14 protein-coding genes are annotated in these 14,105 nt (G+C 62.6%); 11 read left to right on the top strand and 3 right to left on the bottom strand.

Translation table 11 applies throughout. The features are described 5' to 3' along the window. Position 1: 1 nt before the first annotated feature. Positions 2-1,396 (bottom strand): argininosuccinate lyase, encoded by a 1,395-nt coding sequence (gene argH, locus PverR02_RS30460; protein ID WP_046381669.1) that lies wholly within the window; start codon positions 1,394-1,396, stop codon positions 2-4. A 501-nt stretch (positions 1,397-1,897) separates the two neighbouring features. Between argH and PverR02_RS30455 the strand changes: the two genes are divergently transcribed. From PverR02_RS30455 to PverR02_RS30430, 7 genes are all read left to right on the top strand, one after another. After that, a complete protein-coding gene (locus tag PverR02_RS30455; protein ID WP_017845161.1) occupies positions 1,898-2,644 on the top strand; it encodes a LytR/AlgR family response regulator transcription factor in 747 nt (248 codons plus the stop codon). Positions 2,645-2,782: 138 nt separating this feature from the next. Then, positions 2,783-3,724: a hydroxymethylbilane synthase gene (gene hemC, locus PverR02_RS30450; protein ID WP_017845160.1), complete on the top strand. Its 942-nt coding sequence runs from the start codon at positions 2,783-2,785 to the stop codon at positions 3,722-3,724. Continuing rightward, positions 3,721-4,479: a uroporphyrinogen-III synthase gene (locus PverR02_RS32840; RefSeq protein ID WP_046488891.1), complete on the top strand. Its 759-nt coding sequence runs from the start codon at positions 3,721-3,723 to the stop codon at positions 4,477-4,479. The genes hemC and PverR02_RS32840 overlap by 4 nt, the downstream gene beginning before the upstream one ends. 18 nt (positions 4,480-4,497) lie before the next feature. Next, the gene (locus PverR02_RS32835) at positions 4,498-5,613 is read left to right on the top strand and encodes a uroporphyrinogen-III C-methyltransferase (protein WP_227778751.1); all 1,116 of its coding nucleotides are present in this window, start codon (positions 4,498-4,500) and stop codon (positions 5,611-5,613) included. A 5-nt stretch (positions 5,614-5,618) separates the two neighbouring features. Next, positions 5,619-6,860: a heme biosynthesis protein HemY gene (locus tag PverR02_RS30440; protein ID WP_017845157.1), complete on the top strand. Its 1,242-nt coding sequence runs from the start codon at positions 5,619-5,621 to the stop codon at positions 6,858-6,860. A 237-nt stretch (positions 6,861-7,097) separates the two neighbouring features. After that, positions 7,098-7,619 carry a disulfide bond formation protein B gene (locus PverR02_RS30435; protein ID WP_046381673.1) on the top strand — a complete coding sequence of 174 codons (522 nt, stop codon included), beginning with the start codon at positions 7,098-7,100 and terminating at the stop codon, positions 7,617-7,619. Positions 7,620-7,828: 209 nt separating this feature from the next. Next, entirely contained in the window at positions 7,829-8,287 is a 459-nt protein-coding gene (locus tag PverR02_RS30430) for an Rsd/AlgQ family anti-sigma factor (protein ID WP_017845155.1), read from the top strand. A gap of 54 nt (positions 8,288-8,341) precedes the next feature. Here the strand turns inward: PverR02_RS30430 and PverR02_RS30425 are convergent, their stop codons facing one another. Next, on the bottom strand, positions 8,342-9,019 hold the full coding sequence (locus tag PverR02_RS30425; protein WP_079444916.1) for an FKBP-type peptidyl-prolyl cis-trans isomerase: 678 nt from the start codon (positions 9,017-9,019) through the stop codon (positions 8,342-8,344). Between the two features lie 192 nt (positions 9,020-9,211). Between PverR02_RS30425 and PverR02_RS30420 the strand changes: the two genes are divergently transcribed. Then, positions 9,212-10,279 (top strand): AlgP family protein, encoded by a 1,068-nt coding sequence (locus PverR02_RS30420; RefSeq protein ID WP_079444915.1) that lies wholly within the window; start codon positions 9,212-9,214, stop codon positions 10,277-10,279. Here PverR02_RS30420 and PverR02_RS30415 read toward each other — a convergent pair. Then, complete coding sequence (locus PverR02_RS30415; protein WP_079444914.1) at positions 10,276-10,740, bottom strand: TIGR02444 family protein; 465 nt, start codon at positions 10,738-10,740, stop codon at positions 10,276-10,278. The two genes, PverR02_RS30420 and PverR02_RS30415, sit on opposite strands and share 4 nt — an antisense overlap. 50 nt (positions 10,741-10,790) lie before the next feature. Between PverR02_RS30415 and PverR02_RS30410 the strand changes: the two genes are divergently transcribed. From PverR02_RS30410 to PverR02_RS30400, 3 genes are all read left to right on the top strand, one after another. Further along, complete coding sequence (locus tag PverR02_RS30410) at positions 10,791-12,701, top strand: ATP-binding cassette domain-containing protein (RefSeq protein WP_017845151.1); 1,911 nt, start codon at positions 10,791-10,793, stop codon at positions 12,699-12,701. After that, positions 12,701-13,273, top strand: a complete 573-nt coding sequence (locus PverR02_RS30405) for a mechanosensitive ion channel family protein (RefSeq protein ID WP_046381676.1) — start codon at positions 12,701-12,703, stop codon at positions 13,271-13,273. The genes PverR02_RS30410 and PverR02_RS30405 overlap by 1 nt, the downstream gene beginning before the upstream one ends. A gap of 88 nt (positions 13,274-13,361) precedes the next feature. Beyond that, on the top strand, positions 13,362-13,994 hold the full coding sequence (locus PverR02_RS30400; protein WP_026139801.1) for a LysE family transporter: 633 nt from the start codon (positions 13,362-13,364) through the stop codon (positions 13,992-13,994). Positions 13,995-14,105 lie beyond the last annotated feature (111 nt).

The following is a 14,105-nucleotide window of genomic DNA, read 5'->3' as shown; positions in this document are numbered from 1 at the left end:
CCTAGCGGCTGGCGAGCAGGACCTGACCGCGCACGACGGCGGCCTTGACCTGGGCCGGCGCGGTACCGCCCACGTGGTTGCGGGCATTCACCGAACCTTCCAGGGTCAGCACGGCAAACACGTCCTGCTCGATCTGGTCGCTGAACTGGCGCAGTTCTTCCAGGCTCATTTCCGCCAGGTCCTTGCCGCTTTCCACGCCGTACTTCACGGCATGGCCGACGATTTCGTGGCAGTCGCGGAACGGCAGGCCACGGCGCACAAGGTAGTCCGCCAGGTCGGTCGCGGTGGAGAACCCACGTAGCGCCGCTTCACGCATGATCGCGTGCTTGGGCTTGATCGCCGGGATCATGTCGGCAAAGGCACGCAGCGAATCGCGCAGGGTGTCGGCGGCGTCGAACAGCGGTTCCTTGTCTTCCTGGTTGTCCTTGTTGTAGGCCAGGGGTTGGCCTTTCATCAGGGTCAGCAGGCCCATCAGCGCGCCGAATACGCGGCCGCTCTTGCCACGTACCAGCTCCGGCACGTCGGGGTTTTTCTTTTGCGGCATGATCGAGCTGCCGGTGCAGAAGCGGTCGGGCAGGTCGATGAACTGGAATTGCGCGCTGGTCCACAGCACCAGTTCTTCGGAGAAGCGCGACAGGTGCATCATCGCGATACTGGCGGCGGCGCAGAATTCGATGGCGAAGTCGCGGTCCGACACGCCGTCCAGGGAGTTGCCGCCCACGGCGTCAAAACCCAGCAGTTGTGCGGTGTACTCGCGGTCGATCGGGTAAGTGGTGCCCGCCAGCGCGGCGCTGCCCAACGGCATGCGGTTGGCGCGCTTGCGGCAGTCCACCAGGCGCTCGTAGTCGCGGCTGAGCATTTCGAACCAGGCCAGCAGGTGGTGGCCGAAGGTTACCGGCTGTGCGGTCTGCAGGTGGGTGAAGCCGGGCATGATGGTGTCCGATTCACGCTCGGCCTGTTCCAGCAAACCTTTTTGCAGGCGGGTGATTTCGGCCAGGATCAGGTCGATTTCGTCACGCAGCCACAGGCGGATATCGGTGGCCACCTGGTCGTTACGGCTGCGCCCGGTGTGCAGTTTCTTGCCGGTCACGCCGATGCGATCGGTGAGGCGGGCTTCGATGTTCATGTGCACGTCTTCCAGGTCGACGCGCCAGTCGAACGTGCCGGCTTCGATCTCACCGCGGATGGTGGTCAGGCCGTCGATGATGCTGTCGCGCTCGGCGTCGGTCAGCACGCCGACCTTGGCCAGCATCGTGGCGTGGGCGATCGAGCCCATGATGTCGTGGCGGTACAGGCGCTGGTCGAAGGTGACGGAGGCGGTGAAGCGGGCGACGAAGGCGTCGACGGGTTCACTGAAGCGGCCGCCCCAGGACTGGTTGGTCTTGTCGGTGCTCATGGATTCGCTCGTGATCTGCTTAAAAGAGGCGTGGAGGTGTGCCGACGATAATAACAGGGTTGCCCGTGGAGGCGGTGCTGCGGGTGGTCGGCATTTTATTTGTGCCAAGCATGGCTAAGTGCCTTGCCGCCGACCGCGTCCGGGAAGAGACTGGGCAGAGGTGCTTATTGAAACGATATTTGACGAATGAGCAATGTCGTCTCGGCGAGCGTCTACAGTTGGACTGATAGTGTGTGAATGCACCAAAGTCAGGTGATGCGGTCATAACCCTGACTACCATTAAACAAGGGGGGTATTCGGATTGTGTATCAGCAAACCCTACGACGATGCCCAAGGGCGGCAGGTTTTGGGCGCTATTGAACAGGTCCGGATAAATATGAGTGCCGCTCTCAGGGCACTTTTTGCCGCTCGCGCTAGTCTTAGCGTGGATCGCTGTGACGCAAGTCACCGCACCTGTCTACGCTATCCTTGTGCGAGACTCACGCAGGAATCCAGCGCAATATGAATGTCCTGATCGTTGATGACGAACCCCAAGCCCGCGAGCGACTGAGCCGTCTGCTCAGCGAACTCGAGGGTTATACAGTCCTTGAACCGAGCGCCAGCACGGGTGAGGAGGCGTTGACGTTGATCGACAGCCTCAAGCCGGATGTGGTGCTGCTCGACATCCGCATGCCGGGCCTGGATGGCCTGCAAGTCGCCGCCCGCCTGAGCGAGCGCGAATCGCCGCCGGCCGTGGTGTTGTGTGCCGCCGAGGAAGAATTCCCTGCCGAAACCCTGGAAGCCAGCGGTGTCAGCTTCCTGGCCAAGCCGGTGACTGCCGAGGTGTTGCTCAAGGCGTTGAAAAAAGCCGAGCGCCCCAATCGCGTCCAGCTCGCCGCCCTGACCCAGCCCGCCGCCCAGAGCGGTAACGGGCCGCGCAGCCATATCAGCGCGCGCACCCGTAAGGGTATCGAGCTGATCCCGCTGAGCCAGGTGGTGTACTTCATCGCCGATCACAAGTACGTGACCCTGCGTCACGAGTCTGGCGAAGTGCTGCTCGATGAGCCGCTCAAGGCCCTTGAGGATGAATTCGGCGACCGTTTCGTGCGTATCCACCGCAACGCGCTGGTGGCCCGTGAGCGCATCGAGCGCCTGCAACGCACGCCCCTGGGGCACTTTCAGTTGTTCCTGAAAGGGCTTAACGGCGATGCTTTGATCGTCAGCCGCCGCCATGTCGCCGGCGTGCGCAAGATGATGCAGCAGCTTTAGTCCACGGGCTGCAGCGCGGTCTATAGTCGTGATCCCGGTGCGCTGTGGCCAGGGAGGCCCCGCACTTGCTGATTCAAATCAAAGCGAATTTGCCTGAGCTGTTATTATCTGCCGTATCTATTCAGTACGGATTGATCCATGTCCTCTCGCGAAATCCGCATCGCCACCCGTAAAAGCGCCCTGGCCTTGTGGCAGGCCGAATACGTCAAAGCACGTCTCGAGCAGGCCCACCCTGGGCTCCAGGTATCCCTGGTGCCCATGGTCAGTCGCGGCGACAAGCTGCTCGACTCGCCGCTGTCGAAGATCGGCGGCAAGGGTCTGTTCGTCAAGGAACTGGAAACCGCGCTGCTGGAAAACGAAGCCGACATCGCCGTGCATTCGATGAAAGACGTGCCCATGGACTTCCCCGAAGGCCTGGGCCTGTTTTGCATCTGCGAGCGCGAAGACCCGCGCGATGCCTTTGTGTCCAATACCTACGCGTCCCTGGATGAGCTGCCGTTGGGCAGTATCGTCGGCACTTCCAGCCTGCGTCGTCAGGCCCAGTTGCTGACGCGTCGCCCGGATCTGCAGATCCGCTTCCTGCGCGGCAACGTCAACACGCGTCTGGCCAAGCTCGATGCCGGTGAATATGACGCGATCATCCTCGCGGCGGCCGGTTTGATCCGGCTCGGCTTCGAGGACCGCATCACCTCGGTCATCAGCGTCGAAGACAGCTTGCCCGCCGGCGGGCAGGGCGCAGTGGGCATCGAATGTCGCACCGCCGACAGTGAAATCCACGCCTTGCTCAAACCGCTCGACCACCACGACACCGACGTCCGTGTCACCGCCGAACGCGCCCTGAACAAACACCTCAATGGTGGCTGCCAGGTGCCAATCGCCTGCTACGCCGTGCTCGAAGGCGAAAACCTGTGGCTGCGTGGCCTGGTGGGCGACCCGGAAGGCGGCAACTTGATCACCGCGCAAGTGCGCGGGCCGCAGCGTGATGCGACGGCGCTGGGGATCCAGGTTGCCGAAGAGCTGCTGGACCAGGGCGCCGGTGCCATCCTGCAAAAAGTCTACGGCGAGGCCGGCCCGCAGTGACCGATTGGCGTGTGCTGCTGACGCGGCCTGCCGAGGAGTCTGCGCTGTTGGCGGCGTCGTTGTCGGATGTCGGGATTTTCAGCAGCAGCCTGCCGTTGCTGGAGATCGAAGCCTTGCCGGTCACGCCTGAGCAGCAGGCGGTCTGGGCTGACCTGGGCCGCTATTGCGCGGTAATTGTGGTCAGCAAACCGGCGGCGCGCCTTGGCGTGCAACGCCTGGAGCGACACTGGCCGCGGTTGCCGTGGTTCAGCGTGGGTGCCGCCACCGCCCAGGTACTGGCCGATCACGGCCTGGACGTTCATTATCCGCCCAGCGGCGACGACAGCGAGGCCTTGCTGGCCTTGCCCGCCTTGCGCGAGGCCATTGCGCGCACCGATGCGCGGGTGCTGATCCTGCGCGGCGAGGGCGGGCGAGAGCTGCTGGCGGAGCGTTTGCGCGAGCAAGGTGCTAGTGTCGACTATCTGGAGTTGTATCGCCGTTTCCTTCCGGCCTACGACCCGGGTGTACTGATGCAGCGCATCCAGTTGGAACGCTTGAACGGCCTGGTGGTCAGCAGTGGGCAGGGTTTTTTGCACCTGCAGGCCCTGGCCGGTTCGGATTGGCCACAGGTGGCCCGGCTGCCGTTGTTCGTGCCCAGCCCGCGAGTCTATGAGATGGCGCGGGCGGCTGGCGCAGAAAAAGTTGTGGATTGTCGCGGCGCGAGTGCCGCGGCTTTGTTAGTGGCGTTACGGAGCCATTCCGTTCCCACTCTCTGATACGCAAAGGATGGATACGTGAGCGAAACAGCCTTGCCTAAAGATGAAGCTCAGCCCGCGCTCGATGCGCCGGGCCAGACACCGGTCACTGCGCCGCGCCGTGGCAATGGCCTGGCAATCGTCGCCTTGCTGCTGGGTGCTGCGGGCGTTGTCGCCGGCGGGTGGGGGATCTGGCAGGTCCGCACCCTGCAAGCCAGCAACCAGCAACAGCTGAGCCAGGTAAAGAGCCTCGACGACCAGTCCCAGACCCTCAAGCAAAGCCAGCAACAGTTGGCTGCACGCCTGGCGCAACTGCCGGGCGCGGACGAGCTGGAGGAGCGCCGCCGCTTGCTGGCCCAGTTGCAGGGCGACCAGCAGCGTTTGGGCCAGCGCCTGGAAACCGTGCTCGGGGCCAGCCGCAAGGACTGGCGCCTGGCAGAAGCCGAACACTTGATTCGTCTGGCGAGCCTGCGCTTGTCTGCCCTGCAGGACATCAACAGCGCGCAGTCGCTGGTCCAGGGCGCCGACGAGATTCTTCGCGAGCAGAGCGATCCGGGTTCCTACGCCGCGCGCGAGCAATTGGCCAAGAGCCTTGCCGCGTTGCGCAGTACCGAACAACCGGACCGTACCGGGCTCTACCTGCAATTGGCGGCCTTGCGCGATCAAGTCGTGCAACTGGCGGCGATTGCGCCGGAGTACCAGCTTCAGGAGCCGACATCCCATGGGCGTCCGACCACCGATACGGAAAACCGCTTGAGCCAATGGTGGGAGCAGCTCTCGCGTTACTTCCGCATCGACTTCAACCCCGATGACAACATTCGCCCACTGCTCGCCGGCCAAGGCCTGAACCAGGTTCGCCTGGCCCTGAGCCTGGCCCTCGAGCAGGCGCAATGGGCTGCGCTCAATGGCGAGGCGGCGGTGTACAGCCGTTCGCTGGGTGAAGCGCGCAGCGTGTTGCAGGACAACTTCAACCAGGACAACCCGCAGAGCAAAGCGATGCTCGCGCGTATCGCCGAGCTTGAGCCCAAGGCCGTCTCGGTCGTGACTCCGGACCTGGCCGCCAGCCTGGCCGCCGTGCAGGCATACCTTGAACGTCGTCACTTGCCTGCCGACGAAGCCAAGGCTTCGGCCGGCACGCCGGCGAGCCAGGAGTAGAGCCGATGAAGCGTTTCTATGTGATCCTGGTGCTGGCGATTGCGGTCGCCCTGGCGCTGGCCGTGGGCATTTCGAAACACACCGGCTACGTGTTGATTACCTATCCCCATCTGCTGCATTACGAGTCGAGCCTGTGGGCTACCCTGGTGGCGGTATTTGTCATCGGCCTGGCGATCTACCTGATTCGTGTGCTGTTGAGCCTGTTGAGCACCTCGGGCGGCGTGGTCAACCCATGGTCGCGGCGTAACCGCAGCCGTCGCGTGCAGATCGCGATCGAGCACGGCCAGATGGACCTCGCCGAAGGCCGCTGGGCCAGTGCCGAACGCCATCTGCATCGTGCCGCCGAAGCCGAACGCCAGCCGCTGCTGTATTACCTTGGCGCGGCCCGGGCGGCAAACGAGCAAGGGCGATATGAAGAGTGCGACGGACTGCTGGAGCGCGCCCTCGAGCGACAGCCCCAGGCCGAACTGGCGATTGCCTTGAGCCATGCGCAATTGCAGACGGACCGTGGCGACACCGACGGCGCGCTGACCACCTTGCAGGCCATGCACGAGCGTCATCCGCATAACGCCCAGGTGCTGCGCCAGTTGCAACGCTTGCATCAGCAGCGGGGCGATTGGTCGTCGGTGATTCGTCTGTTGCCTGAGCTGCGCAAGGACAAAGTATTGCCGGCCGGCGAATTGGCCGAGCTGGAGCGCCGCGCCTGGGGTGAAAACCTGAGCCTGGCCGCCCAGCGTGAAGAGCAGGGTGAAGCGGGGTTGCAGGCGCTTGAGCGCGCCTGGCAGCAACTGACGTCCGCCCAGCGCCAGGAGCCGCCGTTGGTGCTGGCCTACGCCGAGCAACTGCGCCAGCTGGGCGCCGATGCCAAGGCCGAAGAGGTGCTGCGCGGCGCGCTCAAGCGTGCGTATGACAGCCACCTGATCCGCCTGTATGGCCTGTTGCGCGGCAGTGACCCGGCCCGTCAGTTGAAGTTTGCCGAAGGCTGGCTCAAGGATCATCCCGGTGATGCCAGCTTGCTGTTGACCCTCGGGCGCCTGTGCCTGCAAAACAGTCTGTGGGGCAAGGCGCGGGACTATCTGGAAAGCAGCCTGCAGGTGCAGCGTAACCCCGAGGCGTGTGCCGAACTGGCACGCCTGCTGGCCCAGTTGGGTGACACCGAGCGCAGCAACCAGCTGTTCCAGGAAGGCCTGGGCCTGCTGGACAACCGTTTGCTCGCCTCACCGTTGCCCGCGCCGGTGCGGGGTTGAAGCAGGAACAGGTACGAGGGTTGGCTCGGATGCATCCGACAGCCAACCCTTGGGTTCTGTGTAAAGACTCGGTTTAACTGGGTTCGTAATACATTCCTACGTTGCGTCAGGTTATGTCCTCCAAGCTCTGGCGGGATGTCCCTACGTTTTAACGGAATCGTCTGCTCTAACGCGTATTGAAAGGGGTCAGGCCTTTCCTCTACCGTAACGGCCTATCTCTCGCGGTACGGATAAACAATGTCTTTGGCCCCCTCACGCTCCTTGTTTTTCCTGGCGTTCATGGCCGGTGCGCTGACGTTGGGTGCGTCTTTCTACCTGGAATATGGCGCGCTGCTGCGGCCCTGCTTTCTGTGCCAGGTTCAGCGGCTATTCCTCGCCACCTTTACGTTGATCAACCTGGTCGCGGCTGTTCATAACCCCAAGCGTTACGGCATCTATGGGTACGGGTTGGTGAGCATGGGCTGTGCCGCGCTAGGCGCAATTACCGCGGTGCGCCAGGTGTTGCTGCAGAACACTGCGTCTGATCAGGCCGGCGATTGTTGGCCCAGTTTGCAGTACATGCTCGAAAACCTGTCGTTCTCGCAGGCGCTGCGCTCGATCTTCAACGGTACCGTCGACTGCGTGGAAATCACCTGGACCCTGTTCGATTTGAGCCTCCCGGAGTGGAGTCTGTTGTTTTTCGTGGCGATGTTGATCCTGGGTTTCATGCAGTTTTCACGGCTGATATTCAGCCAACGCTTGCGCCTGTCGACACGCTGAAAAGTGGTCGCAAGTTGTAGGACGGGATTAAACACTTGTATGAACTTTCTCTCCTGCGTACCTTGAAGCCATAGTCATGCGGGCATAATCTGGCCCGCATGCGTTATTGAAACCGTTGTCAGATGCGGCTTTGTCCGGCTGCCGCTTTATCTTTGAAGTATTGCGCGGGCACACAGCGGCAGCGCCCCCTATAGGGAAGAGAGATCATCATGCTGGAAAGTTGTCAGAATGCTCAGGAACGCTGGGGTGGGGTGCACAAGCTGATCGACAGCTGGTTGAAGGCACGCCACGAACTGGTTCGGGCGTTTGATGCTCTCGGCGAGAAGCCCGAAGCATTAGCGATGAATCGCAAGCCGCTGCAGGCGTTTTGCGGTGTCTTGGTGGACTACGTGTCTGCCGGTCATTTCGGCGTCTACGAACAGTTGACCAAGGAGGCGGAAGCCTTCGACGATCAGCGTGGTCTTGAATTGGCCGAGACCCTCTACCCACGCATCGATGTGATCACCGAGAAGCTGCTGGCGTTCAATGACCTGTGTGATGCCGGCAAGTGTGTTGCCGAGAAATTCAAAGAGCTGGGCGGCCTGCTCCATGAGCGTTTCGAGTTGGAGGATTGCCTGATCGAAGTGCTGCACAATGCTCACCGGGATGTGGCTGTCGCCCCGGCCTGACCGTTGCTGATGAGATAAAAAAACGGTGCGTATGACGCGCCGTTTTTTATTGGATCAATGCCGGGTGCCGAGCAATTCGATCTCGAATACCAGAGGCGTGTAAGGCGGGATCAACGTGCCAGCACCGTCGGCGCCATAGGCCTGTGCCGATGGAATCACCAGGCGCCACTTCGCGCCCACCGGCATCTGTTGCAGCGCACTGCTCCAGCCGCTGATCACACTGTCCAGACGAAACCATTGCGCCTGGGTGCTTTGATCGAACACCGTCCCATCGGGCAATCGCCCCACGTATTTCACCTGAACCTCATCACTGGGCAACGGCTTGTTGCCGCTGCCGGGCGTGAGTTCCGTGAGCAGAACGCCATCGGCCAATTCGCGCACGCCGCTCGCGGCTTTTTCCTGGGTCAAAAACTGCTGTTCGGCCGTCAGTGCTTTTTCGCTTTGCGGTGCCTGAGCATCGGCTTCGTCCTGCGCTTCATGCTGCGCCAGGAGTTGTTCGATGCGCGCGTTATCCAGTGCCAGCGGTTTACCTTGATAGGCTTGCTTGAGACCCTCGATCAACGCCTGGATCTGCAGGTCGGGGACTTCCTGGCGCAGCCGCTCACCGAGGCTGGCGCCCAGGCTGTACGCGAGGTCGTGCGCGTCCGGGGCAGTGGTTTTGGATGACGCTGGCTCGCTTGCATTGGCCACGGAAATCGCCAAACCAAGCGCAAGAAAAAGGTAACGCGACATGGGTCTTCTCCAGCCGAAAGTGCGACGGATTATGCCAGTGTGAGAGGGTAAAAAGTGGCGTGGTTTTTCGTTATATCGATAAGATTTTTCGCACGGTGCAACGCAAGGCAAACGATACTGTCAACATGCCCTAGCGGCGGTAAGAGCAGAGGGCTAGTATGAGCCGCACCCACGTCAGCCAGGAGGTAAACCATGTCGGCCAAACAGAAGCCTGTAAATACCCCGTTGCACTTACTCCAACAACTCTCGGGCAGTCTGCTCGAACATTTGGAAAGCGCGTGTTCCCAAGCCTTGGCTGATGCAGAAAAACTGCTCGCCAAGTTGGAAAAGCAACGCGGTAAAGCGCAAGAAAAACTGCATAAGTCCCGCACCAAATTGCAAGACGCCGCCACTGCCGGCAAAGCCAAGGCTCAAGCCAAAGCCAAAGACGCAGTCAAAGAACTTGAGGACCTGCTGGACGCCCTCAAGGATCGCCAAGCCGAAACCCGCACCTACATTTCCCAACTCAAAAAAGATGCTCAAGAAAGCCTGAAACTGGCCCAGGGCGTTGGTCGTGTGAAGGAAGCTGTATCGAAAGTGCTGGGCGCTCGTACACCGGCAAAAGCCGTTGCCGCCAAAGCGCCGGCTAAGGCCGCCGCCAAGCCAGCTGCCAAGACTGTTGCTGCAAAACCAGCTGCCAAGCCAGTTGCCAAGACCGCTGCTGCAAAACCGGCCGCCAAGCCAGCTGCCAAAACGGCTGCTGCAAAACCAGCCGCCAAGCCAGTGGCTAAAGCCGTTGCTGCCAAACCAGCCGCCAAGCCAGCCGCTAAAGCCGCTGCTGTAAAACCGGCTGCCAAGCCAGTTGCCAAAACGGCCGCTGCCAAACCAGCCGCCAAGCCAGTGGCTAAAGCCGCTGCTGCAAAACCGGCCGCCAAGCCAGTGGCTAAAGCCGCTGCTGCAAAACCAGCTGCCAAGCCAGTGGCTAAAGCCGCTGCTGCCAAACCAGCTGCCAAGCCAGTGGTTAAAGCCGCTGCTGCCAAACCAGCTGCCAAGCCAGTGGTTAAAGCCGCTGCTGCAAAACCGGCCGCCAAGCCAGTGGTTAAAGCCGCTGCCGCGAAACCAGCGGCCAAGCCAGTGGCTAAAGCTGCTGCTGCAAAACCAGCACCGGCCAAGCCAGCCACCCCGGCAGCATCGGTTGCTACCCCAGCAGCGCCAAGCGCATCGACCAGCACCCCTGCGTCGGTCGCGCCAAGCAACAGCACTCCAACCAGCGCTTCCTAAGTGCCGGTGACTGCGACGCGCAGCTGCTGCAGCGCGTCGTGGTCAAGGTTGGCGGCTCCCTCAGCCGCCAGGCCTTCCAACCATCGTTGACCCATCGCCTCGCCTGTCAGCCATGTCGTTGCCAGCGCTTCCAGGCGCGCCAGCAACTCGCGTTCCGCGTCCAGCTCCAGGGCTTTGACCCGCTCCCGTAACGCCGCCAAGGGCGCATCCTGCTGCGCCACGGCCCGCCATTGCCGGCGTACCTGTCGCAACGGTTCAACCACCTGCGATTGCCAGGGCTCGGCGATTTGCCTCAGCGCCAGCGCGCGTTCACGCGTCAGCGCCACGCCCCGCTGTTCCAGCCACGCCCCGCAGAGCAACAGGCACACATCCGCGCCTTGTTCCTGCACACGCAGGCACGCAGCCTCGACGCCCGGGCGGGCGTAAGTCGAGAGGGCAAAGCTCCATAGGTCAGCGCACATATTCACACCCAAGCCAGCGGCCAACGAAGCTGGTAGACTCCGCCGCCATTATGATCCGACTTCAAAGCCTAACATTACAGCGTGGCCCGCAACGTCTTCTCGAAGACGCCGAGCTGACCCTGCACGCCGGTCACAAAGCCGGCCTGATCGGTGCCAACGGCGCCGGCAAATCCACGTTGTTCGCCCTGTTGCTGGGTGAGCTGACCCCGGACTCCGGGGACTGCTTGCTGCCGGCCGACTGGCGCATCGCCCATATGCGCCAGGAGATCGACACCCTGGACCGCATCGCGATCGACTACGTGCTCGATGGCGACCTGCGTCTGCGCCAGGTGCAACACGACCTGGCCGCGGCCGAGAAAGCCCAGGACGGCGCCGCTCAAGCCCGCCTGCACGCGGAACTGGACAGCGCCGACGGCTACACCGCCGACGCCCGTGCGCGCAAGATGCTCGCCGGCCTTGGCTTTACCAACGAACAGATGGACCGCCCGGTCGCCGACTTCTCCGGCGGCTGGCGCATGCGCCTGAACCTGGCCCAGGCACTGATGTGCCCCTCGGACCTGTTACTGCTCGACGAACCGACCAACCACTTGGACCTCGATGCGATCCTGTGGCTGGAGGATTTCCTCAAGAGCTACCAGGGCACCTTGTTGCTGATTTCCCACGACCGGGATTTCCTCGACGCCGTGGTCGACAACATCGCCCACGTCGAACAGAAGAAAATCACCCTCTACCGTGGCGGCTACACCGCGTTCGAACGCGCCCGCGCCGAACGCCTGGCCCAGCAACAGCAGGCGTTCGAGAAGCAGCAGGCGCAGCGCGCGCACATGGAAAGCTACATCGCCCGGTTCAAGGCCCAGGCCACCAAGGCCCGCCAGGCCCAGAGCCGGATCAAGGCGCTGGAGCGCATGGAAGAACTGTCGGCGGCCCACGTCGATTCGCCTTTCGATTTCGTGTTCCGCGAGTCGGTGAAGATCTCCAGCCCGTTGCTCGACCTGTCCGATGCCCGCCTGGGCTATGGCGAGAAAACCATCCTCGAGAAGGTCAAGCTGCAACTCACGCCGGGTGCGCGCATTGGCCTGCTCGGGCCGAACGGCGCGGGCAAGTCGACGCTGATCAAGAACCTGTCGGGCGAGCTGCAACCCCTGGCCGGGCGCCTGACCCGTGGCGAGAACCTGGTGGTCGGCTACTTCGCCCAGCATCAGTTGGACTCCCTGGACGCCAAGGCCAGCCCGTTGCTGCACCTGCAGCGCCTGGCGCCGACCGAACGCGAGCAGCCCCTGCGCGACTTCCTCGGCGGCTTCGACTTCCGTGGCGCGCGCATCGATGAGCCGGTGCTGAATTTCTCCGGCGGCGAAAAAGCCCGCCTGGCCCTGGCGTTGATCGCCTGGGACCGGCCGAACCTGTTGCTGCTCGACGAACCGACCAACCACCTCGACCTGGAAATGCGCCTGGCGCTGACCATGGCCTTGCAGGAGTTCAGCGGTGCGGTACTGGTGGTGTCTCACGATCGCCACTTGCTCAAGAGCACCACCGACAACTTCCTGCTGGTGGCCGACGGCAAAGTCGAAGAGTTCGACGGCGACCTCGACGACTACGCGCGCTGGCTGACGGAATACCGCCTGCGCAACGCGCCGACCAGCAACACCCCGGTCAACCCGGACAAAACCGACAAGAAGGCCCAGCGCCAGGCCGCCGCCGCCCTGCGCCAGCAGTTGGCGCCGCACAAGCGCGAAGCCGACAAGTTGGAAGCGGAGTTGGGCAAGGTCCACGAGCGCCTGGCCAAGATCGAAACCAGCCTGGGCGACAGTGCCGTGTACGAAGCCGCGCGCAAGGATGAACTGCGCGATCTGCTGGCCGAGCAGGCCAAGCTCAAGGTCCGTGAAGGGCAGTTGGAGGAAAGCTGGATGGAAGCCCTCGAACTGCTCGAAAGCCTGCAAGCGGAGCTGGAGGCGCTGTCCTGATGGACGCGCTGCAACTGCCGCTGCCGGCGCAATGGGTCGCGCCCGTGTGGATCGGCGTGCAAATCCTGCTGATCCTGCTGGCCGGCTACCTGACCCAGCGGTTTGTCGCCAAAGGCCTGACCCGCCTCGGTGAGCACTACCCCTTCCCGCCGCAGCTGTTGATGCCGCTGCGTGGCGGCTTGCGCTGGCTGATCATGGGCAGTGCGCTGATCTTCGTGCTGGAGCGCCTGGGCGTGTCCGCCACGGTGTTGTGGACCGCGTTGTCGGGGTTTGTCGCGGTGGCGGCGGTGGCGTTTTTCGCCATGTGGTCGGTGTTGTCCAACCTGTTGTGCGCGATCCTGATCTTCACCGTCGGGCCGTTCCGCCTCGGTGATGTGGTCGAGCTGGTGGACACCGTCGACAAGCCCGGCGTCAAAGGCCGGGTAGTGGCGATCAACCTGCTTTACACCACGCTGATCGAAGTCGAAGAGGCGGGGACCGGCGGCGTGACGGTGCAGGTGCCCAATAGCCTGTTCTTCCAACGCTCGGTGCGCCGCTGGCGCGACAGTGCTGTCCTCCCGGGCCAGCGCTAGCGTTCACATCTTGCAAAAAACTATAGCCAGCCTTCGGTCGGCAGCGTTAGCTTAAGGCACAACCGCAAACTCGCTGCTGAGGTGTGCAATGGCACTCGACACATGGCTGGCTTTTTTCCTCGCTAGTTGGATCATTTCCCTTTCTCCTGGCGCAGGCGCCATCGCCTCGATGTCCAGTGGCCTGCAATACGGTTTCCTGCGCGGCTACTGGAACGCCATCGGCCTGCAAATCGGCCTGGCGATGCAGATCGCCGTGGTCGCGGGCGGCTTGGGAGCCATTCTGGCGGCGTCGTCCACCGCGTTCTATGCGATCAAATGGTTTGGCGTGGCGTACCTGGTGTACCTGGCCGTCAAGCAATGGCGCGCGCTGCCCATGGACATGACCGATGACGCCGCAGTACGGCCGATCGGCAAGCCGATGGCGATGATGTTCCGTGGCTTTCTGGTCAACGCCAGCAACCCCAAAGCGTTGGTGTTCATGCTCGCGGTGCTGCCGCAGTTCGTGAACCCGCAGGCGCCGCTGCTGATCCAATACCTGATCCTCGGCGCGACGATGATCAGCGTCGATATGATCGTGATGGCGGGCTATACCGGCCTGGCGTCGAAAGTCTTGCGCCTGTTGCGCACGCCCAAGCAGCAAAAACGCATGAACCGCACGTTTGCCGGGTTGTTCGTGGGGGCTGCGGGCTTCCTCGCCAGCTTGCATCGCGCGACGGCTTGAACCCGGACCGGGCTGAAGAAACCGGATCGACAATGTGGGAGCGGGCTTGCTCGCGATAGTGGAGTGTCAGTCACCGAGTCAGTTGGCTGACCCACTGCTATCGCGAGCAAG

It is taken from the genome of Pseudomonas veronii, from assembly GCF_002028325.1.
GTDB lineage: Bacteria > Pseudomonadota > Gammaproteobacteria > Pseudomonadales > Pseudomonadaceae > Aquipseudomonas > Aquipseudomonas veronii.
The sequence above is the reverse complement of the archived record's forward strand: the minus strand, read 5'-3'. Positions and strand labels throughout refer to the sequence as shown.

Coding starts and splice junctions, on each gene's coding strand:
- PverR02_RS30435 (WP_046381673.1), top strand. CDS start 7,098: ATGTCTTTGGCCCCCTCACGCTCCTTGTTTTTCCTGGCGTTCATGGCC.
- hemC (WP_017845160.1), top strand. CDS start 2,783: ATGTCCTCTCGCGAAATCCGCATCGCCACCCGTAAAAGCGCCCTGGCC.
- PverR02_RS30425 (WP_079444916.1), bottom strand. CDS start 9,019: ATGTCGCGTTACCTTTTTCTTGCGCTTGGTTTGGCGATTTCCGTGGCC.
- argH (WP_046381669.1), bottom strand. CDS start 1,396: ATGAGCACCGACAAGACCAACCAGTCCTGGGGCGGCCGCTTCAGTGAA.
- PverR02_RS30420 (WP_079444915.1), top strand. CDS start 9,212: ATGTCGGCCAAACAGAAGCCTGTAAATACCCCGTTGCACTTACTCCAA.
- PverR02_RS30400 (WP_026139801.1), top strand. CDS start 13,362: ATGGCACTCGACACATGGCTGGCTTTTTTCCTCGCTAGTTGGATCATT.
- PverR02_RS30440 (WP_017845157.1), top strand. CDS start 5,619: ATGAAGCGTTTCTATGTGATCCTGGTGCTGGCGATTGCGGTCGCCCTG.
- PverR02_RS30455 (WP_017845161.1), top strand. CDS start 1,898: ATGAATGTCCTGATCGTTGATGACGAACCCCAAGCCCGCGAGCGACTG.
- PverR02_RS30405 (WP_046381676.1), top strand. CDS start 12,701: ATGGACGCGCTGCAACTGCCGCTGCCGGCGCAATGGGTCGCGCCCGTG.
- PverR02_RS30410 (WP_017845151.1), top strand. CDS start 10,791: ATGATCCGACTTCAAAGCCTAACATTACAGCGTGGCCCGCAACGTCTT.
- PverR02_RS30430 (WP_017845155.1), top strand. CDS start 7,829: ATGCTGGAAAGTTGTCAGAATGCTCAGGAACGCTGGGGTGGGGTGCAC.
- PverR02_RS30415 (WP_079444914.1), bottom strand. CDS start 10,740: ATGTGCGCTGACCTATGGAGCTTTGCCCTCTCGACTTACGCCCGCCCG.